25 protein-coding genes are annotated in these 26,765 nt (G+C 68.5%); 14 read left to right on the plus strand and 11 right to left on the minus strand.

Annotated elements, in window-relative coordinates:
* Nucleotides 1–21: 21 nt before the first annotated feature.
* The 3 genes from YWM_RS21630 to YWM_RS0101155 all read left to right on the plus strand — a co-directional run bounded on the left by YWM_RS21630 (nucleotide 22) and on the right by YWM_RS0101155 (nucleotide 1,769).
* Nucleotides 22–630, plus strand: coding sequence for a maleylpyruvate isomerase N-terminal domain-containing protein (locus YWM_RS21630; protein WP_084612117.1), 609 nt, complete (start codon nucleotides 22–24; stop codon nucleotides 628–630).
* A gap of 113 nt (nucleotides 631–743) precedes the next feature.
* Nucleotides 744–1,247: a pyridoxamine 5'-phosphate oxidase family protein gene (locus tag YWM_RS21635; RefSeq protein WP_052344427.1), complete on the plus strand. Its 504-nt coding sequence runs from the start codon at nucleotides 744–746 to the stop codon at nucleotides 1,245–1,247.
* Nucleotides 1,248–1,376: 129 nt separating this feature from the next.
* Nucleotides 1,377–1,769 (plus strand): hypothetical protein, encoded by a 393-nt coding sequence (locus YWM_RS0101155; protein WP_156914576.1) that lies wholly within the window; start codon nucleotides 1,377–1,379, stop codon nucleotides 1,767–1,769.
* A gap of 22 nt (nucleotides 1,770–1,791) precedes the next feature.
* Here YWM_RS0101155 and YWM_RS0101160 read toward each other — a convergent pair whose 3' ends face one another.
* Complete coding sequence (locus tag YWM_RS0101160) at nucleotides 1,792–2,607, minus strand: LLM class flavin-dependent oxidoreductase (protein ID WP_028849162.1); 816 nt, start codon at nucleotides 2,605–2,607, stop codon at nucleotides 1,792–1,794.
* 280 nt (nucleotides 2,608–2,887) lie between these two features.
* On the opposite strand from YWM_RS0101160, the gene YWM_RS0101165 reads away from it, so the two are divergent.
* Together YWM_RS0101165 and YWM_RS0101170 are read left to right on the plus strand one after the other, a co-directional pair.
* On the plus strand, nucleotides 2,888–3,682 hold the full coding sequence (locus YWM_RS0101165; protein ID WP_028849163.1) for a GH12 family glycosyl hydrolase domain-containing protein: 795 nt from the start codon (nucleotides 2,888–2,890) through the stop codon (nucleotides 3,680–3,682).
* 156 nt (nucleotides 3,683–3,838) lie between these two features.
* A complete protein-coding gene (locus YWM_RS0101170; protein ID WP_028849164.1) occupies nucleotides 3,839–5,077 on the plus strand; it encodes a low temperature requirement protein A in 1,239 nt (412 codons plus the stop codon).
* 183 nt (nucleotides 5,078–5,260) lie between these two features.
* Here the strand turns inward: YWM_RS0101170 and YWM_RS21640 are convergent, their stop codons facing one another.
* Both YWM_RS21640 and YWM_RS0101180 read right to left on the minus strand, forming a co-directional pair.
* The gene (locus YWM_RS21640) at nucleotides 5,261–5,833 is read right to left on the minus strand and encodes a TetR/AcrR family transcriptional regulator (RefSeq protein ID WP_052344428.1); all 573 of its coding nucleotides are present in this window, start codon (nucleotides 5,831–5,833) and stop codon (nucleotides 5,261–5,263) included.
* Nucleotides 5,814–6,245, minus strand: coding sequence for an SRPBCC family protein (locus YWM_RS0101180; protein ID WP_052344429.1), 432 nt, complete (start codon nucleotides 6,243–6,245; stop codon nucleotides 5,814–5,816). The genes YWM_RS21640 and YWM_RS0101180 overlap by 20 nt, the downstream gene beginning before the upstream one ends.
* 169 nt (nucleotides 6,246–6,414) lie before the next feature.
* Between YWM_RS0101180 and YWM_RS27215 the strand changes: the two genes are divergently transcribed.
* Entirely contained in the window at nucleotides 6,415–7,056 is a 642-nt protein-coding gene (locus tag YWM_RS27215; protein ID WP_156914577.1) for an Rv0361 family membrane protein, read from the plus strand.
* Between the two features lie 181 nt (nucleotides 7,057–7,237).
* Here the strand turns inward: YWM_RS27215 and YWM_RS21650 are convergent, their stop codons facing one another.
* Nucleotides 7,238–7,831, minus strand: coding sequence for a phosphatase PAP2 family protein (locus tag YWM_RS21650; protein ID WP_084612119.1), 594 nt, complete (start codon nucleotides 7,829–7,831; stop codon nucleotides 7,238–7,240).
* 80 nt (nucleotides 7,832–7,911) lie between these two features.
* Between YWM_RS21650 and YWM_RS0101195 the strand changes: the two genes are divergently transcribed.
* The 3 genes from YWM_RS0101195 (at nucleotide 7,912) to YWM_RS21660 (ending at nucleotide 10,841) form a co-directional block, all read left to right on the plus strand.
* Nucleotides 7,912–8,601, plus strand: a complete 690-nt coding sequence (locus tag YWM_RS0101195; protein ID WP_052344432.1) for a response regulator transcription factor — start codon at nucleotides 7,912–7,914, stop codon at nucleotides 8,599–8,601.
* Nucleotides 8,598–9,665: a sensor histidine kinase gene (locus YWM_RS21655; protein ID WP_052344433.1), complete on the plus strand. Its 1,068-nt coding sequence runs from the start codon at nucleotides 8,598–8,600 to the stop codon at nucleotides 9,663–9,665. The genes YWM_RS0101195 and YWM_RS21655 overlap by 4 nt, the downstream gene beginning before the upstream one ends.
* Before the next feature lie 99 nt (nucleotides 9,666–9,764).
* Nucleotides 9,765–10,841: an alpha/beta hydrolase gene (locus YWM_RS21660; protein ID WP_052344434.1), complete on the plus strand. Its 1,077-nt coding sequence runs from the start codon at nucleotides 9,765–9,767 to the stop codon at nucleotides 10,839–10,841.
* A gap of 43 nt (nucleotides 10,842–10,884) precedes the next feature.
* Here the strand turns inward: YWM_RS21660 and YWM_RS0101210 are convergent, their stop codons facing one another.
* Nucleotides 10,885–12,456, minus strand: a complete 1,572-nt coding sequence (locus YWM_RS0101210) for an ABC-F family ATP-binding cassette domain-containing protein (RefSeq protein WP_028849167.1) — start codon at nucleotides 12,454–12,456, stop codon at nucleotides 10,885–10,887.
* A 298-nt stretch (nucleotides 12,457–12,754) separates the two neighbouring features.
* Entirely contained in the window at nucleotides 12,755–13,465 is a 711-nt protein-coding gene (locus tag YWM_RS0101215) for a hypothetical protein (RefSeq protein ID WP_028849168.1), read from the minus strand.
* 216 nt (nucleotides 13,466–13,681) lie between these two features.
* Here YWM_RS0101215 and YWM_RS0101220 point away from each other — a divergent pair, with 216 nt between their 5' ends.
* Nucleotides 13,682–15,169 carry a sugar transferase gene (locus YWM_RS0101220; RefSeq protein WP_028849169.1) on the plus strand — a complete coding sequence of 496 codons (1,488 nt, stop codon included), beginning with the start codon at nucleotides 13,682–13,684 and terminating at the stop codon, nucleotides 15,167–15,169.
* On the opposite strand, the gene YWM_RS0101225 is transcribed toward YWM_RS0101220, so the two are convergent.
* Both YWM_RS0101225 and YWM_RS21665 read right to left on the minus strand, forming a co-directional pair.
* The gene (locus YWM_RS0101225; protein WP_043659051.1) at nucleotides 15,147–16,301 is read right to left on the minus strand and encodes a glycosyltransferase; all 1,155 of its coding nucleotides are present in this window, start codon (nucleotides 16,299–16,301) and stop codon (nucleotides 15,147–15,149) included. The genes YWM_RS0101220 and YWM_RS0101225 overlap by 23 nt on opposite strands.
* A complete protein-coding gene (locus tag YWM_RS21665; protein WP_043659317.1) occupies nucleotides 16,298–17,530 on the minus strand; it encodes an O-antigen ligase family protein in 1,233 nt (410 codons plus the stop codon). Before YWM_RS21665 ends, YWM_RS0101225 begins: the two co-directional genes overlap by 4 nt.
* 216 nt (nucleotides 17,531–17,746) lie before the next feature.
* On the opposite strand from YWM_RS21665, the gene YWM_RS21670 reads away from it, so the two are divergent.
* A complete protein-coding gene (locus YWM_RS21670) occupies nucleotides 17,747–18,904 on the plus strand; it encodes a DUF1972 domain-containing protein (RefSeq protein ID WP_052344435.1) in 1,158 nt (385 codons plus the stop codon).
* Entirely contained in the window at nucleotides 18,901–20,568 is a 1,668-nt protein-coding gene (locus tag YWM_RS0101240; RefSeq protein ID WP_084612121.1) for a hypothetical protein, read from the plus strand. Before YWM_RS21670 ends, YWM_RS0101240 begins: the two co-directional genes overlap by 4 nt.
* A gap of 297 nt (nucleotides 20,569–20,865) precedes the next feature.
* Here the strand turns inward: YWM_RS0101240 and YWM_RS0101245 are convergent, their stop codons facing one another.
* The 3 genes from YWM_RS0101245 to YWM_RS0101255 are packed head-to-tail and all read right to left on the minus strand — an operon-like array spanning nucleotide 20,866 to nucleotide 23,773.
* The gene (locus YWM_RS0101245; protein WP_169720947.1) at nucleotides 20,866–22,590 is read right to left on the minus strand and encodes a right-handed parallel beta-helix repeat-containing protein; all 1,725 of its coding nucleotides are present in this window, start codon (nucleotides 22,588–22,590) and stop codon (nucleotides 20,866–20,868) included.
* 2 nt (nucleotides 22,591–22,592) lie between these two features.
* Nucleotides 22,593–23,030 (minus strand): FAD synthase family protein, encoded by a 438-nt coding sequence (locus YWM_RS0101250; protein WP_028849173.1) that lies wholly within the window; start codon nucleotides 23,028–23,030, stop codon nucleotides 22,593–22,595.
* Nucleotides 23,027–23,773 (minus strand): CDP-alcohol phosphatidyltransferase family protein, encoded by a 747-nt coding sequence (locus tag YWM_RS0101255; RefSeq protein WP_028849174.1) that lies wholly within the window; start codon nucleotides 23,771–23,773, stop codon nucleotides 23,027–23,029. Before YWM_RS0101255 ends, YWM_RS0101250 begins: the two co-directional genes overlap by 4 nt.
* Before the next feature lie 258 nt (nucleotides 23,774–24,031).
* Between YWM_RS0101255 and YWM_RS21675 the strand changes: the two genes are divergently transcribed.
* Nucleotides 24,032–25,525, plus strand: a complete 1,494-nt coding sequence (locus tag YWM_RS21675) for an AAA family ATPase (protein ID WP_052344436.1) — start codon at nucleotides 24,032–24,034, stop codon at nucleotides 25,523–25,525.
* Nucleotides 25,525–26,745 (plus strand): MATE family efflux transporter, encoded by a 1,221-nt coding sequence (locus YWM_RS21680; protein ID WP_052344437.1) that lies wholly within the window; start codon nucleotides 25,525–25,527, stop codon nucleotides 26,743–26,745. The genes YWM_RS21675 and YWM_RS21680 overlap by 1 nt, the downstream gene beginning before the upstream one ends.
* Nucleotides 26,746–26,765 lie beyond the last annotated feature (20 nt).

Below are 26,765 nucleotides of genomic sequence, written 5' to 3' on the forward strand. Positions count from 1 at the left end.
GTGGCGTGGCACGATGCGCGTGTGGACACTTCTCGAGCCGTTGAACTGTGCTTGTCGGCCCACCGACGAGTGTTGCAGACGTTGGCCGATCTGGACGACGACACGGTCCGTCAGCCGAGCCTGCTGCCTGACTGGACGGTCGGGCACGTGGTCACTCACCTGGCACGCAACGCGGACGGACATGCGCGGCGACTCGAAGCGGCGCTGCGCGGTGAGGACGTGAAGCGCTATCCGGGTGGTGAGGCTCAGCGCGAGCGCGAGATCGAAGAAGGCCACGCACGCCCGGCGCAGGTGATGGTCGAAGACCTGCGGACTTCGCAGGAACGGCTCGAGGACGTGTGGAGACGGTGCGCGGAGCGCGGGTGGACGTTCGATGTGCCGGACCGCGACGACGATTGGCCGCTGCCCGACAGTCCGAAGCGTCGGCTACGGGAGACGGAGCTCCACCACTCGGACATGGGGCTGGGCTACACCCCGCAGGACTGGCCGGCGGAGTACGTGGCGTGGGAGTTGGCGACGCAATTGCGCGCATTGCCCGGGAGACTGCAGCCAGGGGACGACCTGCGTCTGCTCACCGGGTTGACCGGCCGTGCGCCGTGGCCCAGCACGCTTGAGCTCGGCCCATGGTGAGTTCGAGCCTGGTCGGCTCGGTGCGGAGGCGGGCAGCGCGGGCGGCGTTCGCGAGTCTGGGGCGCGCCTATCGCTGGTGGGCGCTGCGCCGCCGAGTCACGGATCCTTCGCGGGTGGCCGCCATCGCGCTGAAGCAGATCAGGTCCTCGCGCTACTGCCTCGTCGTGACGGAGTCCGACAGGGGACCGACGGCTCGAGTCGTCGAACCTTTTCCGCCGGCAGCGGACGGCACGATCAGGTTCGGAACGGACCCGTTGTCACGCAAAGCACGGGATGTTCTCCGCTCAGGGCGATGCCTGCTGGTGTATCAGGACGACCGGCGACGCAGCTGCGTCACGGTCGACTGCGCGGCGACACTGGAGGACTGGCCCGAATCCGGGTCTCCCCGTTTCAAGGCCATGTGGACGGCGTTCTGGCCCAGTGGCCCGATTCCGCAGAATTACGTCGTGGTGGCCTGCAAGCCGCGGTTCATGGAGATTTGGCACGGGACTGCCGTCGTCGCCCCGGAGCCGTTCGGCAGGCGGTCGTTCCAACTCCTCCGTGTTGGCGGGAGCTGGATAGCGGACGAAGGCGACGACGGGCCGCAACAGCAGTCCTCATCGTGCAAACCTTGTTGACCATAGGTTCGCAGTCGCATCGCTGAGCACGCGTGCGTCGAACCGGCCCGTAGCGTCGATCGTGTCGTCGGCAGATGCCACGTCAGATGTCGGCGGGGCCGAATCACGGCGGATGCGATCGGAGTGCTGATGGCTACTGGGAACATTGCCAAACGAGTGGGTGGCCTCGCGGCTGCAGGTGCCGTGGCGTTCGGTGGTTTGGTTGCCGGCGCCACGCCTGCCCTGGCCGATGGGCCGGGGCCGGGCATCAACCGCGTGTGCCTCTTCGTCGATTTCGACGTCACCGTGAAGTGGACGTTCGACGGTCTCCAACCCCGCTGGGCTCATTTCCCCGCCTCGTTGCCGTTCGAGAATCAGTGCGTCGACGTGAACTGGGTCGACAAGCCGGGAACGATCACGGTGCACCAAGGCGACGAGAACGGTGCGGAGTTCGGCCGCGCCGAGGACTACGATCCGGCCGAAGGTGCGACCATCGTCATCTACGGCGACGAGGACAACCCGCAGGCGCACATTCACACGTAGTCGGCACCGCACGCGGGCTCGCCTACTTTCCGGCGAGTTCGGCGACGACGGGTGCCAGTGCCTCGGCGGCCAGGGAGCCGATGACGAAGTAGGTGAAGCCGTACTCCGCGCGCCTGCGCAGGATCTCCTCGCCGGCAGCTGCCGGATCGACCGGCAGGGCGAGCAGAGAGTCGGCCGCGTGCAAGGCCGCCGGGTCGGTGTCGGGTCCGGTCATGAACGGCTCGACGACATCCCCGACGACCGGCACGTGCAGCGCCAGTTCGACGTCCGCGCCGGAAAAGCTCGCCGCGAGTTCGCCCACCACCGCCCGGGAGTCCGCGGGCAAGCCGACGATGGTGACGATGTCGGCCAGCTCGGCGGCCACCGCCCTGGCCTTCGGTCCACGAACTGCCATCGCCACCGGCGTGCGGACGTTCTCGCCGTCGAGCTCCCGCAAGGACCTGACCGCTTCGCGGACGTCGTCCACGCGCTGACGCGGGGGTGCCGCATCATCGCCGAGTTCACGCAGCTCGTCCTCGATTCCCGGTCGGCCGGTACCGATGCCGAACTCGAAGCGCCCGTCGGTGAGCAGGGACAACGAATGCGCTTCCCACGCCACGCTCCACGGAGGCCGATACGGCGAGGCGTAGACCCACGTCCCGACGCGCGTGTCGGTGAGGGTGGCGGCGACCGCCAACGTGGGCCCTGGTGCCGGCAGCATGCGGATGTCCGGCATCAGCAGCGTGGAGAATCCGGTGTCGGCCATTCGCCGCACGTCGTCCCGCCACGCGCGGATGTCCGTCCTCGGTGGCGTGACCACCCCGAAGCGAAGCGGCCGGTTCGCGTTCCGGTCATGCATCGGCGCTGTCCTCTCTGTCCGTTCGCAGAAGTAGACCCGTGTGCGCGGCAAAACTCGTCGGTCAGGCACCGGGAAATCGGGCGCAGTTGGTGAATCACGCACCGCTGCGCTGACTGCAGGACCGGTGCCCACCGTCTTGCGCAACGCCTGCAAACCCTGGCGCAACGCCCACCTCGCCATTCGGCGTAACCCACGCGGCGCGCGTTGATCAGGGATAACAGCATCCGTAGCTTTCCGGTCTCGAATTGATAACGCCGATCTGCAGGAGTGAGTCAAGATCATGCGCAAGACGTTCGCCGCGGCATCCGCGGTCGCCCTGATCGCCACCGCGACGGGAGTGTCCGTGGCGTCCGGGGGGCCTGAGGCCGCCGGCGAGGCTGCTCAGAAGTGCGCCAACCCGACGCAGACGTGGTCCACCAGCGATGGTGGTGGACCCGTGAGTGCCGACGGAGAGGGCGACGGCAAGGACTACTACGGCAGCCCGAACCTGTGGAACGACAACGGCTCGGTGTCCCAGAGCATGGGCGTGTGCTCGTTCGACTCCTGGTACGTCGACGCCGCCGCCAGCGACTCCGGTGACGGTGCGGTGTTGAGCTACCCGAACATGCACAAGGACTGGCACGACTGGAACAGCGGGTCGGAGCCCAGCCTCGACAGCTTCGAGCGCATTCCCACGCAGTTCGCGCACGAAGCCCCGGAGTCGGGCACGTGGAACTTCGCCTACGACGTGTGGATCAACGGGGTGGGCAACGGTCCCGGCACCACCGAGCTGATGATCTGGACCGAGTACAACGGGCAACGGCCCGCCGGTGAGCTGCAGGAGACGGTCACCGTCGATGGCGCCGAGTGGGAGCTGTGGGCGAACGAGAACAACGAGATCGTCTCGTTCGTGGCGAAGTCGCCGCAGACCTCGGGTGAGCTGGACATCAAGGCGTTCACCGACCATCTCACCGAGGCGGGCATGCTCAAGTCCGACTCCACCCTCGGCCAGGTCGGCTACGGCGTGGAGATCGTCGACACCGCGGGACAGAAGCAGCGGTTCGACGTCACCGACTTCCAGGTCGACGCCTACTGACCGCAGGGAGAGACGAGCCCGGTGACCGACGGATGGGCGGTCACCGGGCTCGTCGCGTCCAGCTTCTCGTCGCGCTCCCGCACGGCGGATCGCCGAGCCTGACTCGTGCCGCTGTGGCACGATGCCAACGGTTCCGGCGTAGATGGGGAGGAGCCGATGAGTCACCCGGTCGAGCGGCCCGTTCGCGGCCATCGCCTGGCTCGGATGATCGGGCGCGACCCGCACCAGGAGCACCGGGTGGCCACTCCACTGGAGCTGCTGTTCGACCTGGTGTTCGTGGTCGCGTTCTCGCAGGCCGGAAGCCAGATGGCGCATCTGCTGGCCGAAGGCCGCACGGCCGCCGCGCTGGCCGGGTTCGGGTTCGCCACGTTCGCCATCTGCTGGGCGTGGATCAACTACTCGTGGCTGGCGTCCGCGTACGACAACGACGACCTCTTCTTCCGCGCCGCCACGTTGATCGTGATGGTCGGCGCGCTCATCCTCGCGCTGGGGCTGCCCGAGGCGTTCCGGTCGATCGACGAGGGCCAGCACCTGGACAACCGGGTGGTCGTCGCCGGCTACATCGTGATGAGGGTGGCGAGCCTGGCGCTGTGGCTGCGCGCCGCCGCCCACGACGAGTACCGCAGGCGGACGTGCCTGACCTACGCCGCCGCGATCGGGATCGCCCAGGCCGGGTGGGTCGTCGTGCTGGTGATCAACCCGCCGCTGGACGCGTTGTGGCTGCCGTACCTCGTGCTGGTGGCAATCGAGCTGGCCGGGCCGATGACGGCCGAACGGCAGGGTCGTCCGACCCCGTGGCATCCGCATCACATCGCCGAGCGGTACGGACTGCTGGTCATCATCACGCTCGGCGAGGTCGTGCTCGGCACGATCACCGCGATCTCCGCGGTGGTTCAGACGCAGGGCTGGTCGACCGAAGCTGTCCTGGTCGCCTGTGCGGGCACGGTGCTGGCGTTCGGGTTGTGGTGGGTGTACTTCACCCTGCCGTTCGCCGAGCTGCTCGAGCGCTACCGCGACCGGGCGTTCCGGTGGGGCTACCTGCACATCGTGATCTTCGGCGCGCTGGCCGCCACCGGTTCCGGGCTGCATGTCGCCGCCTACGTGATCGAGCGTGAGGCGCACGTCGACACCACCACCGCGGTGCTCGCCACGGTCATCCCGGTGCTGGTGTACCTGGTCGTGCTCTACTTGATCTACACGCTGCTGCTGGCCAAGGTCGACGGGTACCAGGCCGTGCTGTTCGCCGGAGCGATCGTCGCCCTCGTGCTCGCTGTGGTGGTCAGTACCGTCGGCGCGACGTTGGGGGTCTCGCTGCTGGTCACCGCCGTGTGTCCGATCGTGATCATCACCGGTTACGAGGTTCGTGCCCGGCGGATCGCCGCCAGTCAGGGCTGACTGTGGCGCGTGGCCCGTCGGCTCGACAGCATCGGGAGCTGTCGGTCGACGGCATGGGCCTCGGCATGGCCGATGAGGTCGGTGCAACCGCGACGGGTTGCGCCGCGTGTCCCTCAGCGGTACGGGGACTGAGGTCGAGCTCCGAACGAGTACGTCAGGAGCGGTCGAAGTCCGACGAACACGTCATGAGTGGTCGACCTCCCGCCGCACGAGCTCGGTGAAATCCTTGATGGCCGCGTCGGCGGCGGCGCGGTCACCGGTCAGCGCCATGTCGAACAGCACGCCGCGGCCCATCGCCAAGCACAACCTGGCCAGCCGCGCGGCGCGGTCGGGAGTGGTGATCCGCTCGAACGCCTGCGTGAAGCCGGACAGCCACGCGTCGGTCAGCACGGTGCGCAAGGTTTCCGCATACGGCTTGCGGTACATCGCGTGCGACGACAGCTCGTAGAACAACGGCGCGAACACCTCGGCCGTGTCGGCGATGTGACTCCAGTAGCGCGCGCCCGCCTCCATCGGGTCGGAGGCTTCGTCGACGAAGCGTTCGAGCGCTTGCCGTTCCGCTTCACACACGCGCTCGATCACCGCGGTGAGCAGCTGCTCGCGCGAGCCGAAGTGGTAGTTGAGCATCCGGTTGCTCGTGCCGACTCCCGCCGCCAGCGTGCGCATGCTGGTGTCCAGCACGCCGTGCTGCATGAACCAGGCGACGACCTTGTCGAGCAGCACCTCGCGCGGGTGCTCAGTCCGCTTGTCCGGCATCCTCGGCCGCCCGGGCGATGCCCTCCGCCTCCTGCGTCATGAACCGCCGGGCCTTGCTTCCGTAGAGCTTGCGGGCCAGCCAGGCCAGCGGGCCGGACCACGTCATGGTCAGCACGATCCGGGTGCCCTCCGGCGTTTCTTCCAGTCGGTGCGAAGCCGTCGAGCGCACGCCGGGTGCCGGGGACTCCCAGGTGAACAGCGTGGTCGGCTGCCACTCGGTGACCTGATAGACCGCCTTCGGCAAGCCGGGCTGTCGGACCTCGAACTTGGCGCCGACGCCGACAGGTCCGTCGGCGTGCAGGCGCGTGACCTTGTCGAATGTCGGCAGCAACGCCGGCCAGCTCTCGACGTCACTGAGCACCGGCCAGATGTCGTGCGCGCTCGCCTTGGTCGTACGAGCCACCTCGATCATGTAACGAATGATACATCGCCGGAGAGGTGGCTTGCCTCGGCCACGGTCGAGAGGGAGCGAGGGCGTCGCATCATCGTGTGATCGTCGCCCGTCGTGACGTCATGGCGCCATAGAATGCGCCGAGTGTTCTTGCGCGGGATCGCCGCGCCTCGATCGTGGGGGGATGTCCATGAGCTACCCGCCCGGCCAACCGCAGGGTCCTCAGCAGCCGGGCTACGGTCCGCCGGGGCCTGGCCCGCAAGGGTATGGTCCCGCCCAGTACGGCCCGCCGGGGCCTGGCCCGCAAGGATATGGTCCGGCCCGATACGGCCCGCCGTTGCCGCCGCAGCACGGTCCCGGCGGATACGGCCCGCCGGGCTATGGCCCGCCCCCGCGCAAGAGCAAGACCGGCCTCGTCGTGGGCATCGTCAGTGCCGTCGTCGTGCTCGCCGCGCTCGGCGTCACCGGTTTCGTGGCCCCCGGCTTCTTTCTGTCCGACGACGGCGGCGGCTCAGAGCAAACGGCCAGCGCGAAGAGCACGGCGGAATCGCTGGTCACCGCCATCGGTTCGCGGGATGCCGACGCCCTCAACAAGCTGTCGTGTCAGGACATCACGCCGGGTGCTCGCGACCTGATCGAGGATGTCGCCGAGGTCGGCACGGCGCAGTTGTCCGGCCAGGTACAAGAGTCCGGTGACCGGGCAACCGCGCCGTTCGCCGCGAGCCACAAGAATGCTCCTGACATCACGGCCGATTTCGTGGCGGTCCTGGCCAAGCAGAACGGTTCCTGGTGCTGGCAGGACCTCCAGTACCCCGAGGATCTCGGCGGCTGATCGGACAATTCTCCGCCGCGACACGTGGTGTGCGTTCACCCGAGTCATGGGGTCGGCAACGTTCGGACGAGACCGAGCGGCCGGCCTGGTCGGCCGCTGCTACGCCCGAAGATGGGGCTGCCACGCGTGGCGGAAGCCTGCCGAACAACCTGGCCGATGCGGCAGTGTGCGCAGGAACTCGCTAGTCGTCGTCGACCGGCGAGTCGGCGACCAGGTACTTCAGCCGCGGATGCGCGCGAAACCGGTCGATCGTCCGCGTCGCGGGCACGGACAGGCCCAGCACCACGGCCGCAGCGGTCGCGCTGCCGACGAGCAGGCCGGCGACCACATCGAGCGGGTAGTGGACACCGACGACGACTCGCGAGGCGGCCACCGCGACAGCCAACACCCCCGCCGGGACGGCCAGCACGCGCCACGCGCATGCGATGCCGACGGCGCAGGCAGCCGCTAACGCGGCGTGGTTGCTCGGAAAAGACCAGTCACCGGCCGGTGGGCAATCGACGAGTGCACGAACCGCCGGCGTCTGGCACGGGCGCTCGGCAGCCACTAGCAGCTTCAAGCCCGAGCTGATCAGCCAGGTGGCCAGCACGCCCAACGGGGCGAGCACAGCGCGGGCCATGTCCTGGGAGGGCAGCCGTCGCGCTCGCCACCAGCACACCGCGAGCGCGGCGTAGAGCACCCCGACACCAGCGTCGGTGAAGAATGCGGCCAGCGACTCCCACCACACCGACCCCGTCTGGTGTTGTAAGCCCATCCGGCCCCCGATCTCGCTCACCCCGACCCTAGCCGGGCGTATCGCTGAGAGAACTCTGTGAATATCACTGCCCCCTGCGAGTACTGGGTGAAACTGGCTCCATGGGGCACAAGGTGCTTGTCGTCGACGACGAGACGTATCTGGCCGAATTGGTCGCGACGGCGTTGCGGTACGAAGGCTTCGACACCCGCATCGCGGGCACCGGCAAGGGTGCACTGGACGGGGTCGCGACGTTCCGGCCCGACCTGGTGGTACTCGACGTGATGCTGCCGGACATGTCCGGCGTCGAAGCGTGCCGCAGGCTGCGGGCCGACGGCCGGCAGGTGCCGGTGGTGTTCCTGACCGCGCGCGACGCCACCGAGGACAAGATCACGGGCCTGACCGTCGGCGGCGACGACTACCTGACCAAGCCGTTCAGCCTCGGTGAACTGGTCGCCCGCGTCCGCGCGGTATTGAAACGGACCGCGCCGAGCCGCGACGATGTGCTGAGCTTCGCCGACCTGGAACTCGACGACGCGGCTCACGAGGTCCGCAGGGACGGCCTGCGCATCGATTTGACGCCGACCGAGTTCACCTTGCTGCGGTATCTGCTGGTCAATGCGGGCCGGGTGCTGTCGAAACGCCAGATCCTCGACCACGTCTGGCAGTACGACTTCGGCGGCAACGACGGTGTCGTGCAGACCTACATCTCATACCTGCGGCGCAAGATCGATGCCGGCCGGACACCGCTGATCCATACGGTGCCGCGCGTCGGATACGTCCTGCGCCTGCCGGAAGGACACCGACCGTGAGCCTGCGCGCGCGGCTGACGCTCATCGTCGTCGGTCTCTGCGTGCTGTGGATCGGATTGGCCGTCGGAGCCACATTCGGCGCGGTGCAGGACTTCGACGGAGCGGTCGCAGAGCTGGACCCGGCCGCCTACGACGAACTCACCAGCCGGGTGGCCGCGGTGGCCATCGTCTCCGGGGTCGGCGCAGTCGTCGCCATGGGCGTGCTGACCGCGGTCGTCTTGCGCCGTGGCCTCCGTCCGCTCGAGCGCATCGCCGACACCGCGGTCCGCATCGGTGCGGGGGAGTTGTCGCAACGTATGCCGGAGGAAGCGCCGGGCACCGAGGTCGGCGTGGTCAGCGATGCCCTCAACCGAATGCTCGCCGAGCTGGAGCAGGCGTTCACCGAACGCATGGCGGCCGAACAGCGACTACGCCGCTTCGTCGCGGACGCCTCGCACGAGTTGCGCACACCGGTGGCCACCATCGCCGGGTACGCCGAGTTGTACCGGCGTGGTGGGTCCGAGCATCCGGAGGATCTGGCCAAGATCCTTTCCCGCATCGAAGTGGAAGCGCGGCGCATGGGCGTGCTGGTCGACGAGTTGTTGCTGCTCGCCCGGCTGGACGAAGGACGCCCCCTGGAGCGCGCGCCGGTCGAGCTCGCCGAGGTGGCAGCGGACGCCGTCGCTGCCGCACAAGCACGGGACGCCCAGCGACAGTGGTCGTTGGAAGCCGAACCGTCGGTGATCGTGACCGGCGATGCGGCGCGCCTGCGTCAGGTCATCGACAACGTGTTGACCAATGTGGAGCGTCATGCGAGCCCAGGGCCGGCGAGCGTGCGCCTCCAGTGCGACGGGCCGGATGCCGTTGTCGAGGTGAGCGACAGTGGGCCGGGACTGACCGCCGAGCAGACCGAGCGGGTGCTGGAGCGTTTCTACCGCGCGGATCCGTCACGCTCCAGGGAAACCGGCGGCTCCGGACTTGGACTGTCCATTGTGGACGCTGTGGTGCGTGCGCACGGGGGAACCGTGCAGGTGCTGTCGGAACTGGGGAAAGGCACCACCGTGCGGATCCGGCTACCGCGCTGAGTGCGATTCACAGCGTTCTCCCAGAACAATCGCAGAGCGCCGGAAATCCGCGTTGGTCGACTGAGGGTGATCCGATCTCGCCATGGAGGAGGACACCTGATGAGACATCGAGTTCTGGCCGTCGCGCTCGCTGCCGTCGCGGCACTTGCCGCGGCGGTGAGCATGGCCTTCGCCGACGGTTCGCGCCCGCAGCGCGCGGCTACCGCGATCACGTGCAAGGCCTACCGCCTCCCGGTCGAACACCGGGGCACCGAACAGCACGTGTTCGCCGAGCTGTGTCATCGCGGCATGGTGCGGGCGCGCACGCCGGTGCAGGTTCTGCTGCACGGTGGCGGCTACGACCACCGCTACTGGGATTGGCCGTACCGGCCCGAGAAGTACTCCTACGTGGAGTACGCGACCAAGCGTGGATTTGCCACGCTGAATCTCGACCGGCTCGGTTACGGCGCCAGCGATCATCCCGACGGAGCCTCACTCGATTTCGCCGCGGGCGGCCGCGTCGTGCACCAAGTGGTCGAGAAGCTGCGGGACGGCGCCCTCGGGCCACGATTCGAGACGGTCGTCCTCAACGGTCACTCGATGGGCGGCATCGTCGCCGAGCGCGCGGCTGCCTACGGGGGAGTGGACGCGGTCATCGTGAGCGGGATCCCGCTGAACGCGGACGGCGAGCCGGAGGAGGGCGATCCGGACGACGGCGGCGAGCCGGGGGATGAGGATTCGGACGACGGCGACGAAGACCTGTATCCGTTCACACCGGCTGTGCAGGATCCGCGATTCGCAGGCCTGCCGTGGGCCAAGGGCTACTTCACCACCCTGCCGGGAAGCCGCACCCAGGTCTTCCACTACCCGGGCACGTACGAAAGCGCCATTGCTCGCGGAGAGGAGTCGGCCAAGGACACGCTGAGCAGCGGTGAGCTGTGCTCGCTGCGACCCTGTGCTGATGCAGCCGCCGACGATCAAGACCGACGGTCGCGAGTCGACGTTCCGGTTCTGCACGTGCTGGGACGGCACGACATGCTGTTCTGCCGAACGACGAAGGATTGCGCCACTGACCCCGGCGCCGGAGAAGTCAAGCACCTGATCCCGAACGCCGGGCACTCGATCAACCTCAGCAAGGGCGCGCCGCAGTTCTACCGGCTGACCCTCTCGTGGTTGGCCGGCCACGGCATCGCGTGACCACAAGCGCTGGGGCCGTCCACCGTGGCCGGCCCCAGCGTGCTCACGGCCCGAGATGCAGCCGCCGGTCGACGTCGACCTCCTGCAGGAACGGTTCGTCGTGACTGGCGACGACGAGCGCTCCCCGGTACTGCCGCAACGCCTGCACCAGCTGCCGGACGCTGGACAGGTCCAGGTTGTTCGTCGGCTCGTCCAACAACAGCAACTGCGGTGGCGGGTGCGCGATCAGCAGCGTGGCCAGCGTCGCTCGGAAGCGCTCACCACCCGAGAGGACACCGACCGGCAGATCGGCCCGCCCGTCCTTGAGCAACAGCCGGGCGAGTTGGGCGCGAATCGTGTTGGCCGACGCTCTCGGGTTGGCGCGGGCGACGTTGTCCACCGCGGTGGCCTCGTCGTCGAGCACGTCCAGGCGTTGCGGCAACAGGGCGACCGGGACGAGCGCCTCGACCCGGCCCGAAGCCGGTGGGACGTCGCCGGTGATGGTCCGCAACAACGTGGTCTTGCCCGCGCCGTTCGGCCCGGTCAACGCGACCCGCTCGGGACCACGCATGTCCAGCTCGACGGAGACGCCGTTGCGGAGAACCGCATCGACGCGCAGCACCTCCCGGCCCGACGGGACCGTCGTCCCGGCCAGGTCGACGCGAATCGCGTCGTCGTCGCGCACTGCCTCCTCGGCTTTGGCGAGCCGTCCCTTGGCCTGCTCGACCTTCTCCTCGTGCATGATCCGGTAGCGGCCCGCCGACACCTGCGCTTCACGCTTGCGGGCGTTCATGACGATCTTCGGCTCGCGCTTGTTGGCGAACTGCTTGCGGCCGTAGCGCAGCCTGCGATCGAGCGTGGTCCGGGCGGCGACGAGTTCGCGCTGCTGGCGCCGCACATCCGCCTGGGCAGTGCGTAGCGCCCGCTCTGCGGCCTCCTGCTCGGCTCGCACGGCTTCCTCGTAGTCGGCGAAATTCCCGCCGTAGATCCGAACGGTGCCGTCTCGCAGTTCGGCGATCTGATCGACGCGGGCGAGCAGCTCACGGTCGTGCGAAACGATCACCGTGACGCCGGTCCACGCTTCCACCGCCTCGTACAGCCGCTCGCGTGCGTTCCGGTCGAGATTGTTGGTCGGCTCGTCGAGCAGCAGCACTTGGGGACGCGCCAAGAACAACGCGGCCAGCCCGAGCAGGATCGTCTGCCCACCGGAGAGTGCACCGACCCGGCGGGACAACTCGACGTCGGCCAGACCGAGCTGATCCAGCAGTGCGCGGGCACGCTCCTCGGCGTCCCAGTCGTCGCCGACGACGTCGAACAGCTGCGGATCGGTCCGGCCGGCTTCGATGGCCGCGACGGCCCGGATCACCTCGGCGATGCCCAGCACCTCGGCAACCGTGCGTGAGGTGTCCAGCACCAGGTCCTGTGGGAGGTAGCCGACCTCTCCGGTCGTGATCGATCCCCGGCTGGGTCGCAGCTTGCCGGCGATCAGCCGCAGCAGCGTCGACTTGCCGCTGCCGTTGAGGCCGACCAGTCCGGTGCGGCCGGACGGGATGACGGTGTTGAGGCCGTCGAGCACCACGGTGCCGTCGGGCCAGGCGAAACGAAGATCGGAAATGACGATGGCGGATGGAGACATGGCGGGCTCCCGCGAGGTCGACACGAGTAGGACGCGACGGCAACCTCAGCTGAGCACCGGCATCTCCCTTCGACGGCGACACGGCCTGGCCGAGAGTAGCCAGGCCGTGTCGCAGTGAGCAACCGATTAATCAGCAGGAGCCGCAGCAGCCGCAACCCGGGCCGGAACAGTTACTGCAGCACGAGCAACCACCCATCGAGACCTCCAATGATCGCTATATGGCCATATGCGCATATGAGCGCACGGTTGTCGAACGTAACGATCACGAAGGATGAATCGCTACCGCCGTCCGAGCGGGTCAGCCGTCACGCTCCGCAGTGATCCGGGCCGAGGTATCACTGTGCAGTTCCTCCCACCGGCGCACGGCCAGCCGTGCCGTCAGGTACAGCACGCAGGCGTTGAACACATGCCACAGGAAATGCGTGCCGAACGGGATGACCTCGCACAACGGCTGGTCCAGCGTGCGCAGCGTCAGCGATACGCCGAACAGCAAACCGATCGCGGCGTACTGCACGCCGTACGGTCGCACTTTCGGGTCACTGGAGAAATGCAAGGCTCCGCCGAGCACCACGAGCGCGAGCAGGGCGGACAGATACATGCCCGGCCCGCGCAATCCGGCGAAGTCGGCCAGTAGCGCGATCAGCACCGTGAAGCCGATGAACACCGGGGCGGCCAGCCACGCGACCCGCCACGGCACTCGCCAGTACAGCACCACGAACAGCACGATGTAGTAGAGCAGGTACACCGCGATGGTGCCGGTGTCCGCGATGCCGCCCCACCGCGTCGCGGTGGTGTGGAACGCTCCGCTGCCCAGGAAGATGCAGAAGATGATCACGGGGAGGGCGCGGATCGTTCCGCGGCGGGCCGGCCCGCCTGCCCGCTCGACCAGCAGCCACGCGCCGATCGCGGCGAGCGCGAAGGCGAGGTTGGTCCACGCGTTGAGTGGCTCGTCCCAGAATCCGGGGCCGACACGCTCGCAGTAGTTACTGATCGTTTCGCCGGCTTGCACGGTTCAGGTCTATCAGGTGATGCCGCTGAGCGGGAGTGGGAAACCGTCCGCGCGAGCACCGATTTCCCTGTCTCCACCGTGAGTTGTTCAGCCAAAGTGTGGGTCCACGATCGTGTGATCTTCGATATGGCTAATATCCACCCACTGTCGCGGCGATAACTCCGGTGCGCGGCATGTGTCCGCCCGTCGTGTTGGTGCGAGCTAAGGGGTAGTTGGATGCGCGAACCCTTGACGTCGGCTACGTCCCTGTCCACCGACGCCATCGGGAGCGCAGTCGCGCCACGCGGCAGCCGCCGGGGGAGCGGCCCGGTCATGCGCTGGGAGCGGCGGTACCGAGCCGCCGTCATCCTGTCCGACGCCATCGCGGTGATCGGTGTCGCCGCACTGGCGGGCATCCTCGGCCTGCTCGGCACCATCGAAGGCTTGCACCCGGCGATCGCACCATTGATCGCCGTGCTGGTGCTGATCTTCCTGCCGGTGCGTCGGGCATGGCAGATCGAAATGCTGGGCGACGGCGCGGAGGAGTACCGCCGCGTCCTGTCGGCGATGTTCTCCGCCGCCGTGGTGCTGGCTTTGCTCGGTCCGTGGCTGGAGCGCCTGGACGTGCGCCCGTGGATGCTCGGGGTGCTGCCGACCATGACGTTTCTGGCGTTGCTGGCTCGCTATCTGCTGCGGCAGTGGCTGCACCGGTCCCGGCGGCACGGCAGGTGCATGTTGCCCGTGGTGGTGGCGGGCGCGGCCGACTCGGTCCGCGAGTTGATCGAGCGCACCCGCGAGCACTGCCACGTGGGATGGCGCGTCGAGGCGGCGTGCCTGGTGGACTCGGACCCGCAGGCCCAGCAGGACGGTGAGATCGCCGGGGTCCCGGTGATCGGCTCGCTCGATCAGCTCGCCGATCACGTCCGCCGCGGCGGCTATCGCGTCGTGGCGGTGACGCCGCACTCGCACTGGACACCCGAGGTCCTGCGGCGGTTGGCCTGGAACCTGGAAGGCACGTCCGCGGAGCTGGCCGTGGCGCCGGTGCTGATGGAGGTGGCCGGCCCCCGGGTGAAGGTCTCCGGCGTGCTCGGCATGCCGATGCTGCGCGTCAGCCAGCCCGCGTTCACCGGCGGCGGCCGCCTGATCAAGGAGATCGCCGATCGCATCGGCGCATTCCTCGCGCTGGTGCTGACGTCCCCGGTGTTGCTGGCCGCCGCCATCGCCATCAAGCTCGACGACGGCGGGCCGGTGTTCTACCGGCAGCTGCGCGTCAAGCGCGACGGCGAGGTCTTCACGATGTGGAAGCTGCGGACCATGCACGTGGGTGCCGACCGCATGCGCTCCCAGCTGGCCAACGAGGCGGACGGTCCGCTGTTCAAGATCCGCTCCGACCCGCGGGTGACCAGGGTGGGGGCGGTGCTGCGCCGGTTCTCCATCGACGAGCTGCCGCAACTGTTCAACGTGCTCGGCGGGTCGATGTCGTTGGTCGGGCCGCGCCCGCCGCTGCTGGAGGAGACGCTCAGCTACGGTCCGGACATCCGCCGCCGCCTGCTCGTCAAGCCGGGGATGACAGGATTGTGGCAGGTCAGCGGGCGCAGCGACCTGTCGTGGGAGGACTCCGTTCGGCTGGACCTGCGCTACGTCGAGGACTGGTCGCTGACCCTGGACGCCGTGATCTTGTGGAAGACGGTGCGCGCCGTGGTCAGCGGGCGCGGCGCCTACTGACGTTCTCGACGGCCTCGGCGACGGCTGCCCGATAGGCGGCGGGGGAGAAGCGCTGTGCGGCGGCTTCCCGTGCGGCCTTCGCCCGTGCCGCTGCGGCCGGCCAGTCACGGATGATCTCGAGTACGGCGTCGGCGAGTGCCGCGTCGTCGTCGCGCGGGACGACCAAGCCGTACTGACCGCCGTCGACGGTCTCCGGCAGGCCCTGGGTGTCCGAGACGACGACCGGGACTCCGGCCAGCTGAGCCTCCACGGACGTGTTGCCGAACGGCTCCACGCGCGAGGGAACCAGTGCGACATCGGCCTCGGCGTACACCTGCCAGACGTCGGGGTTGAAGCCGTCGAACCGCACATGTTCGGTCAGTTCGAGGTCGCGCACCTGCTGGTGGAGCTGGTCGACGAACCACTCGTAGCCGGTGAAGGCGGATCCGACCAGCCGCAGGCTCACCGGATGACCGGCGTCGTGCAGCCTGCGGACCGCGCGGATGGCGACGTCGGTGCCCTTGCGCGGGGACAGGCGGCCGACCAGAACCAGGCGTGGTGGCTCGGGTGGCGAGTCGTGCACATGCGGGTCCCGGCTCGGTCCGACGACGCCGTTGTAGATCACCTGCGTGCGTGGCCCGAGCCGGGGAATGGCCGTGACGACGCTGCGGGCGCTCGCCTCGCTGTTGGCGATGACCGTGTGCCCGGCGAGCAGTGGTGCCGCCAGTGCTTTGCGAATGATCAGCGGCACGTCGTCCTCGGCTTCGTGCACGTGGGCCACGACCGGCAGACGCAGCACCCGAGCCAGGGCCGACCACAACGGCACGGTGACGGTGTTGACGTAGACGGCGTCCGGACGCGCTTCGCGGGTCAGCCGCAGCATGGGACCGATCGCGCGCAGCGTGTCGAGTACCAGTCGGACGAATCCCGCCGGCCGGAGCGCGGCCTTCCGGAGCACCGGTGTCGGACAGAACCGCACGTCGGCGCCTTCGGACCGCAGCAGACGAGCAAGGTCGCCGTCGCCGGGCAGGGCCACCACAACGCGCCAGTCGTGCTCGACAAGTCCCAACACCGATTCGGCGAACATGCGATCCGAGCCGTACAACTCGACCGAGGGATGCACCAGCAAAGCCGTGCGCTGTGCGGAATTCACCTGGTTGACGTCCTCCTCTTGATCCGCCTGCTCTCGACGTCCTCGGTGTCGGCCACCGTCCTGGCATGCAGCACCCAGGCCAGGAGCAGATACAGCCAGGTGAACGACGCGTTGGCCGGGGAACCGAGGCCTTCGGTGAAGATCGAGTTCGCCGTCATGCCGAGCAGCACGGCCAGCACCAGCATGCCGTCGACCCTGGTCACGCCGGTGCGGCGGCACAGCCGATAGGCGGTCACGGCGATCCCGGCCAGCAGCGCCAGCCACGCGAGCGCCCCCACCAGCCCGGCGTCCACCAGCAGATTGATCAGCGCGTTGTGGCCGCCGCCCAGGCCCATGCTTTCCAGGAACAGGCCGCGGGTCGACGTGAGCCCGTAGCCGTACAGCGGGTGCTCGGCGAACAGTTCGAATGCGTACGCCCACAGGTCCGTGCGCGCGTTGAGCGTGGCGAGCTTGTCGACCGATTCGCCGCGAGCGAAGTACGCCTCGATCGCGTCCGAGCTGCTGATCACCACCACGGCGAGCGCCACCGCACCGACGATGGCGAGCTCGAACTTGCGCACGCCACGCCAGCGGGTCCACAACAGCACGGCGACGCCGACGGCGGCGCCGAGCACCGCACCCCGCGTCCTCGTCGCCAGCAACGCCCCTCCGCAGATCGCCAGCAACAACAGGTACACCCCGGGACGCCACTGCGGGCCGCTGCGCGGCAAGCCGCTGGTCAGCAGGTAGGCGGACAGCACGACCGTGGCGATCGCGAGCATTTCGCCAGCCTGAACGGGGTGCACGTACAACCACGTAAAGCGCTCTTGCTGGAGCGGCAACCGGGGGAACGGGACGAGCACACCGAAAATCGCGGACGCGGCCATCAGCACCGCGTAGCCGTGCGCCATGCGATGCGGCGTGTGTACGTCGGTATGCAGCGCGACGCAGCGGAACAGTGCGACCGCGACGGCGACTTGCCCGGCGCGGACGAGCGCGAGCGCGGTGTACGGGGAGTACACCGCCGAGAAGATCAGCGCGCCCGCGTAGATGTAGCCGAGCAAGGCGAGTTTGGTGGGGCGACGAAACCGCGGCCGCGGTCGGAACCGGAAGAACAGGAACAACGCCACCGCCGCGTACGTCCCGACCTCCAACATCACGAACGGGTCGGCATTGCCGGACACCGCTGCCTTGTTGTCCCGGAGGCGGAACTGGAAGTCGCTGACCACCACCAGGGCGATCAGGCACACCACCGGCCAGGCAGGCGGCCGGGTCCGCCACGCCTGCCGGGAACGGAAAGTCGAAACTCTGGGAATACGTTGCTCCAAATGGAGTAGTGCGGCCGGTTTATGTGACCTCGTGGCGGAGTCTAATTCAGCCCCCGGTAGATTGTGCTCGCGCATGCGACGCGGGGATCGTGTGTGGTCGGCGTCCGGTTGCTCCTCCGAGCTGCTTTGGGGTGTGTCATGCGTATTGCCATGATTGGCACCAGGGGGGTTCCGGCGCGTTATGGCGGATTCGAAACCTGTGTGGAAGAAGTGGGTCGCCGCCTGGTCGAGCGCGGCCACCGCGTCGCCGTCTATTGCCGCACCACGCAGGGGGACGAACGGCCCGACGAGCACCTGGGCATGCGGCTGGTGCACCTGCCCGCGGTGCGTCACAAGGTGCTGGAGACCCTGAGCCACACCGCCCTGTCCGTGCTGCATGCCCGCCGGGCGCGGCCCGACGTGGCGTTCGTGTTCAACGCCGGGAATGCGCCGTTGCTGCCCGTGCTGAGAATGGCGCGCATCCCGGTGGCAACCCATGTCGACGGACTGGAATGGAAACGTGACAAATGGCGCGGCGCCGGTTCTGTCTACTACCGCCGCGCGGAATCGCTCGCGGTGCGCTGGTCCGATTCCCTGATCGCCGACTCGCGCGCCATTCAGGACTATTACCTGGACCGATTCGGAATCGACAGCACGTACATCCCGTACGGCGCTCCGATTCTGCCGGAAGGCGAATTGGACCGTTTGCCGGAACTCAGTCTTCAGCCGGCGCGCTACCACTTGGTGGTGGCCAGGTTCGAGCCGGAGAACAACATCCATCTCGCCGTCGAGGGCTACCTGCGCTCGGAAGCGGTGTATCCGCTGGTGGTGGTCGGCTCGGCCCCCTATGCCGACGCCTACCGGGCCAAGGTGGAGGCGATCGCGGCGAACAGCCCGCGCGTGCGCTTCCTCGGCTCGATCTGGGATCAGCAGCTGCTCGATCAGCTGTATGCCGGCGCGTTGACCTACATCCACGGTCATTCCGTCGGCGGCACCAATCCGTCGTTGTTGCGCGCCATGGGAGCGGGCGCGCCGACATCGGCTTTCGACGTGCCGTTCAACCGCGAGGTCCTGGGCAGCTACGGCCGGTATTTCTCCACCGCTGCCGAGCTCGCCCGGCTGTGCACCGAAGCGGAGGCTGAACCCGGCGTCACGGCCGTCCGTGGTCGTAAGCAGATTGACACGCTGGACCGTTACGACTGGGACGCCGTCGCCGATGCCTACCACGAGCTCGCCCTGCGCTTGGCAGGTCGCGCACCGGCGAGCGTGACCCGTCCTGTCCGGAATGCTCGAGTAACGAAACGGGAGCCGCGATGAAGTTGACCCGTCGTAGCTGGACCTTGCTGGGGGCGCTGGGCGCCCTCGTGGTGCTCGTGGTCTCACTGCTGCCCGCTTCGGCGCAACAGGCCGCGCCGGAGCCCGGCAAGCATCCGGCCACGGCGGGTGCGCTCCCGACGCCGCAGACCGACGGCATCGTGTTCAGCATCGAGATCGTCGGCAACACCGCCTACGTCGGCGGCCGCTTCTCCAAGGCGCGGCCCGCCGGTGTCGAGCCGGGCGGTGAAGGCGAGGTGCCGCGACACAACCTGCTGGCCTTCGACGTGCGCACCGGTGAGTTGCTGCCGTGGGCGCCCAAGGTGACCGGCAGCGAGTTCACCAGCACCACCGACCCGGGCAACTACTGCAAGAAGACCGGGCTGAACCGCTACGTGTGCGACTCGGTGTTCCGGATCAAGGCCAGCCCGGGCGGCAGCGCGCTGTACGTCGGTGGCGACTTCGACCGGATCGACGGCAAGTGGCGGTCCCGGCTGGCGAAGTTCCGGCTGGACAACGGTGGCGCGCTGGACGAGAACTTCAAGCCTGCGTTCTCCAGCCGGGTGCGCGGCCTGGCCGTGACGTCGCAGACCCTCTACGTGGGCGGTGCGTTCAGCTCGGTCAACAACGAGCCGCGCACCAGGTTGGCCGCGGTTGCGCACAACGGCTCGCTGCGCGCGTGGGCGCCGAAGGCCGATGGCACGGTGTTCGCCATGCTCGCTTCGCCGGACCACAACCGCGTGCTGGTCGGCGGGGCGTTCGAGAAGCTGAACAACACCACGCAGCGGCGCATGGGTGCGCTGAACGCGCGGACCGGCGCCACGGTCTCGTGGGCGGCCAAGGTCAACGGCTCGCCGACCGTCACCGACATCGCCACGGACGGCACCGGCGTCGCGTACTTCGCCGCCTACGACGCTGTCGGGAACGTCGGCCTGGGCCGGTTCGAGGGCCGGATGGCCGCCAAGATCGACACCGGTGAGGCGTTGTGGTGGGACGGCTGCCTCGGTGACACCCAGGCGATCGCCGTGCGGCACGGTGTCATCTACGCCGCCTCGCACACCCACGACTGCTGGGCGTCGGAGGTCATGCCGGAGAAGGGCGCGTCGTTCCAGTACTACCGGATGACCGCGGAATCGACCAAGGCGACCAGGACGGCACCGCGCGACTACGCGCTGGTGAAGAAGGGCGACCCGATCCCGGAGTTCTACCCGTGGTTCCCGAACACCAACGGTGGCCCGTCGACCAGCCCATGGAAGAACGGTACGTGGGCGGTGGCGGCCAACGACCAGTACGTCGTCTTCGGCGGTGAGTTCACCACGGTCAACGGCGAGCCGCAGCAGAGCCTGACCCGTTTCGCCGTGCGCGGCGTGTCCGGGGTCAAGCACCGCGCGCCGGAGACGCCGTTCCGCAAGCCGACGCTCACCCGCAACGCGCAGGGCAAGATCGTGATCGAGTGGCAGGGCACCTGGTCGCGGCAGAGCGACACCCTCACCTACCAGGTGATCAAGGCGGGTACCGCGGAGCCGATCTACGAGGTCACCAAGTCGTCGCGGCCGTGGTCGATCCCGGAGTTCAAGTACACGACGAATTACACCTCGGGCACGTTCTACATTCGGGCGGTCGACGAGGACGGCAATCGGATCGGTTCGCCGAACGCGACGATGTGACGGCATCGTCGGCCAGGCGGGCGGCGCGCTTCGCCTGGCCGACGTGGTGGTCCGGAACGCCGTAGGTTCGGCCGAGCTGCTGGTCGGTCGGTACCACGGGCGCCCGGGGAGTCTGCGCAGTACCGGCATCCACGAGCGCCGGCCCGGTCTTGTTCGGTGCCCGGACGCTTACGGCGTTCCCGCCCGTGTGGGTTCCCTGCTCGGTGTCCGACCGCACGCCGGATGCTTGGCCCGCATGGTGCGAAGCGTGCACGCTGATCGGCCATCAGTCCAGCTGCTCGTGCGAGCGCAGCGCTGCTAGCCGGTCAGAATGCCCAGGTTCGGGCGTTGCTCGGCGATGATGCCGAGCAGATCGGCGATCTCCTGCGGAATCGGCCGGCCGGCGTCGATGCCCAGCGACCCCGGCTTGAGGGCGTAGTCGTCGGTGAGGTCCACCGCACTCGGCGCGCCGGTCAGTCCGTGCCGCTCGAAGCCCGCTTTACGCAGGTCGGCCAGCTTGGCGAAGCGGTGTTCCTTGCCGTTGTCCTCGACGAACACCGCCAGCGGTTCACCCGACGGGGCGCGCAGGTAGCCGTTGCCGTCGGCTCGCGTGACGAACGCCGGATTGCCGCGTGGCTTCTCGCGATGATCCTCCGACACGATGACCGGCGAGCCGGAGGACCGCTGGATCAGCAGGTTGTTCACCGCCACCAGTTTCTCGGTCAGCCAGCTCAGCCCCTTCGCCTCGCTGTACCAGTCGAAGCTCGGCAGCCGGGGATCGTTGTACAGCCCGAGTGCCGCGGCGCGGTCGCCGGTGAGCAGGTTGTGGAACAACCGCACCCGGTCCGAGCTGGAGATCTTCAGCCCGTGCCGGGCGTTGTCGACCAGCACGTTGTCGGCGATCACCGCCGCACTGGAGACCTCGTAGTGCATGCCGTGGCCCGCGTTGTCGATCGCCCGGTTGCTGATCACCGTCGCGTTGGTGCAGCCGAGGTCGCACCACCAGCCGGTGGCGTGGTTGCCGATGAAGATGTTGCCTGCGAAGTGCGGCCGGTCGGTGCGGGTGACCTTCGCGCCCGCGGACCCGACGGCGTCGCCCGACGTGGCGAAATGCTCGGCGTTGTTGCCGTCGAACCTGCTGTCGGTCACGCGGAGCCGGTCCGCCCGGTTCGCCAGTAGTCCGACCAGGCCGTTGCCGGTGAACGTGCTGTCGACGACCTGAGCGTCCGGCTGGAACACCGCAAGGCCCGTGGAGGCGGAGAAGCGGAACGTCGACTTCTCGACCCGGACCCGGGGAGCGTTGACGGTCACCATCGCCCCGCGGGCGCCGTACCGCTGGTTCGATCCGTAGTGTGCGACGCCGACGCCACGCAGACGGGAGCCGTCCGCGCCCTTGTCGAACTGAAGCAGATGGTCGTAGGCGGTGACTTCCACGGTCCGGCCGTCCGGGTCGTCACCGATCACCACGGAGCCGTCGCCCACGTAGAACGTGCCCGCCCGGACCTGGTCGCGCTCGGCGACCTGGCGCAACGGCTTGCCGTCGACGAACACCATCTGCGGGCGGCCTGCCAGCGGGTACTCGGGGTCGATGATCTCCGGCAGGTAGCAGTCGTTGCACAGCTCGTCGCGCCACCCGGTGTGCTGCCACACCTCGCCGACGGCTTCCCAGTCGCGCACCACCACGCTGCCTTTGAACCACACCCGTTCGTGCGGATACGGCTGGATGGTCAGCCGCTTGCCGATCATGCCGACCTTCTCCCGGTACGTGCCCGCGCGCAGCACGATGGTCTGGCCCGAGTGGGCGGCGCGGACCGCGGCCTTGACCGTGCGCAACGGCGTGTTCTTGCCGCCGGACGCCGAGTCATCGCCGTGCGGCGAGACGAACAGGGCATCGTCGGGGATCGGGTAGGCGGTCCGGGGGAGCAACGGACCGCCCGCGGTGGAGCCGTGGCTGTGCGAACGGTCGAGGTAGACCACCAGCACGGCGACACAGGACAGCGCGACGACCACCGAGGCCACAAGCCAGCCGGAGCGGGCGCGCACTGTCAGCTCCCCATGTCCCTCACTTCGGTCGCCGCCGTCAGCAGAGAACGCAATGCCGTCGACGACGTGTGGATCGTGTAAGGAAAGTAGACCACGCGCGCGCCGACTTCGCCGAGCAAGCGCTCCAGGCGCTCGGCTCGCGCGGTGCCGCGCCAGTCGTCGCCTTTGAACAGGATGTCGTAGCGCAGCTTCTTCCACGTCTCGAACTTGTCGACGAATTCGTCCTCGATCGCTTCGTCGACGTAGCGCACGCTGCGCACGATCTCGATCCGTTCCCGGAACGGCACGATCGGTGTCTTGCCCTTGGCGGCCAGCACCACCTCGTCGGTGACCACCCCGGCGATCAGGTAGTCGCACTCGGCCGCGGCGCGGCGCAGAATGTTCAGGTGTCCGATGTGGAACATGTCGTACGCGCCGGGCGCATAACCGACGACGGTCACCGAGGTCCTCCCTGGGCGGCGTCCAGCGTTCCGGCTTCCCGGAACCACTTCACCAACGCCAGCGCGAGAAACGCGGCATTGGCGGCGAACAACAATGCGTACACCGCCCCGAAAACGGTGGGAAATCCGAATGTCAGGAAAGCGACGCAGAGCAAGCCATAATCGGTCGGCACGACCAGAATAGACCGAACGGCTGAATGCTTTACTCCATTCGGCCTAGTGGCATTGTGGGCTCGTCGCAACAGATCGTTGAGGATCATCGCGAAGAACATCACCGCGGCCACCACGGCGAATCCGATCGGCACCAGCAGCCACTCCGGGGACACGTCGAAGTGCCGGTAGGCGGCGATCAGCACGGCCAGGTGGAGAGCGGAGATCTTCGCCGCGTCCACCACGTGGTCGAGCCACTCGCCGGCCGCCGATCCGCCGCCGCGCAGGCGCGCCAACTGTCCGTCCGCCGCGTCGAGCGCATAGCCCACGACCAGCAGTGCGGTGACGAGGATGCCGACGGGTGGCGCGGGCGGCACCAGGGCGATGACCGCGATGCCCGCGTAGGTGAACAAGGCGCTGACGGCGGTCACCTGGTTCGGCGTCGCACCGATGCGATAGGCGGCCGCGGCCAGCACGCGCCCCGCCTTCCGGTTGACAAAACGGGAATACGCGGGAGCCCCTTTTGTGCTCTTTTGCGCGTATCGCAGTCGGCCGAGCGCCTCGACGAAGCTAAGTTCGGTTGCGACAGTCATGAGCTCTCGGTGGTCAGTTCGAACGGGACGAACAGAATGGTCGCCTACGGCGCACGAGAATGGCCTTCGACAGCTTAGCGGACAGCCCGAAACGCGGTGCGGTCAGTTCGCGCAAGACAGTTGTCCGAAGATCCATTACCGCAGTTATCGCCGGTCGGCGCGATCTTGTTACCCGCACCGGCTGCGGCGCGGGTAAGCGGTGCCGATCTGTTAGGTTGAACCGACCGTTCGGCATGGCCACCCAGGGAGAACGACGTCATGGACGAGCTGCCATCGCCACGGCTCGTCGACGCGGTATGGCGGTACCGGGCGAGCTCGTTGATCATCGTCGCCGTCGCGGTGCTGCTCAGCGTCATCGTGGCGTTGATCGTCGGCGAACCGTCGCGCATGCAAGCCCGCCTGGCGCTCAAGACGCCGGACAAAGCGGGTGTGCTCGGTGTCGAGTCGGGGGAGACGGCGTTCGCGCGGTACGCCACCCAGCGCGCGCTGTTCGTGACGTCGGACAAGGTGATCGCCGCCGCGGCGAAGAAGCTCGGCGCCGCGGTGTCCAAGGAGACGTTGCGCAACGCGGTGACCGCGGAGGCGTCGGAGACCGGCGAGTCGCTGGTGCTGCAAGTGTCCGCGGACAGCCCGGACGAGGCGAGCAGGATCATGGCCGCGGTCATCGAGGCCTACCGGGACGCCTCGCGCGCGGAAGTCAGCCAACGGGTCAAGCGGCTGCTGGCCACGTTGGCCGAGCAGCGTGCGTCGATCGAGGAGCGGCTGGACGACACGCCGGAGGGCGAACAGGGCTCGGCCAACACGGAGGCGGCCGCGGTGTCGCTGGCCGAGCTGGACAAGCGGGCCACCGAACTGAAGGTCGCGGCCAGCCAGATCGGTGACGGCGTGGCGTTCGTCTACGACACCGCGCCGGACACCATGGCGCTGATGCGCTCGATCGCCAGGGACGGCGCGATCGGCCTCGGCCTCGGTGGCGTGATCGCGGTGGCGTTGGCGTGGTTCCGTGCCGACCGGGACCGGCGCGTGGGCAATCTGGGCGAACTGGAGGCGCTGGTCGACGAACCGGTGCTCGGCGAGATCGAACAGGTCAGCAAGGACGAGGCGGCGACGCTGCTGTGGCTGGGTGCGCCGCCGTCGAAGACCTACCGGATGGTCGCCTTCGGTGTTCAGCGAGTGATCGACGAGGGCGTCGTGATCGTCACCGGCGAACCCGACAGCGGTGTCACCACGACGAGTATCCAGCTGGCCAGCGCGCTGGCGCGAAGCGGCCTGAACGTGCTGCTGGTCGACGGGGCGGTGCGCACGCATGGGTTGTCGACCAGCATCGGTCTGGCCGCCAAGGACTCCTACGAGCAGGACGACCATCGGGAGCATCCCGGCTTGACCGACATCGCGATGGGGACCGTGCGTCCGCAGAGCACGATGCGGGTCGTCGAGCTCGGCGAAGGCGTCACGCTCACCGTGATCCCGGCCGGTGCCTACGTCGACGGTGTGCTCGAACGGTTCAGCGTCCCGCTGCTGGACCAGGCGATCGACGAGATGCGCGCGCAATTCGACATCGTGTTGATCGACACCCCGACGCCGGCGAGCGCGCCGGAAGCGGGTGCGCTGGTCCGGGCCAGTGATGCAGCGATCGTGGTCGTGCGGCGGGATGCCGACGCGGCGGGCCTGCACCGGCTGACCGAACAGATCCGGATCGTGGGTGGCAGGGTCGCCGGATACGTGCTGACCTTCGCCACGCCCCGCGAGTGATGCGCGCCGCGGCCGGTGGCGCCGTGCGCGGGCTGCGGCGGATCTCCGCGCCGGTCGCCGCCCAGGCGGTCACCGCGGCAACCAGCCTGGGGCTGCAGATCCTGGCCGCCCGCGGCCTCGGCCTGGCCGAGTTCGGCGCGTTCGCCGTGCTGCTGGGGCTGCTCATCACGGCCTCGGCCGTCTACACCGGCTACGTCGGCGACAGCCTGGCGGTGCTGGACCGGCACGATCCCGTCGTGCGGGGCGCGCTGGTCAGCAGTGCGCTGGTGACGTGGGCGCTGGCCGCCGGTGCCGGAGCGGTGACGGTGATCGTGTTACGTGGACCGGATGCGCACCTCGCGCTGGCGTTCGCGGTGTTGGTGGTCGTGTGGTTGATGCGGGAGACCCTGCGCAGGCTGCTGATCGCTCGCATGGAGTTCACCCGGCTGCTGGGCAACGACGTGCTGTACCTGGTCGCCACCGTGATCGCCGTGGTGCTGGTCGCGATGTCCGGCTTGTCGCTGACCGGACTGGTGTCGGCGATGGCGATCGGTGCCTTGGTCGCCGTCGGCCTCGGCGTGCCGCTGTTGCCGCGCGAGGAGTTGCGGCATCTGCGACCCGGGTGGCAGGGGATGGGGCAGCTCGCTGCGTTCGCCACGTGGCGAGCCGCGCAAGCGACGCTACGACCGCTGGCGATGTTGGCCGCGCGCGTGCTCGTCGGGGCGTTCGGGTCGCTGGCCGCGGTCGGTCTGCTCGAGGCCGGTCGGCTGGTGGTGGCCTGGCTGCAGGTGGTCGTCAACGGCGCGGGGAGCTATCTCCTGCCGCGGTTCGCCGCCGCGGAGAAGAACCCGGAGCGCGGTCGGCCACGCACGACCAGGCTCGCCGTCGCGTTGACCGGCGGGACGCTGGCGTGTGGTGGTCTGTGCGCGGTGCTCGCCGGACCGCTGGGGGAGTTGATCACCGGCGATCCGGTGCCCGGGATGCTGGTTCTCGGCTGGTCGGTGTATCTCGCGGTGTGGGCGGCCGGGTTGCCGTACGTCGCCGAGGTCGTGGCCCGGCAGCTTTCCCGCGCCACGTTCGTCGCCCGGTTCTTCGACACGGTCGTCGGGCTGGCGCTGGTCGTCGTGGCCCTGGCTTCGGCCGCGACCGTCAGTGTGGTGCCGTGGCTGATGGCGGTCGGTGGTTGCTATGCCGTGGTGCGACTGCACCTGCTGGCCGTTCGTAGCCGTCCCCGGACATGAATCAGGGGCGCCTCCCCGAG

It is taken from the genome of Thermocrispum municipale DSM 44069 (assembly GCF_000427825.1).
Classification (GTDB): domain Bacteria; phylum Actinomycetota; class Actinomycetes; order Mycobacteriales; family Pseudonocardiaceae; genus Thermocrispum; species Thermocrispum municipale.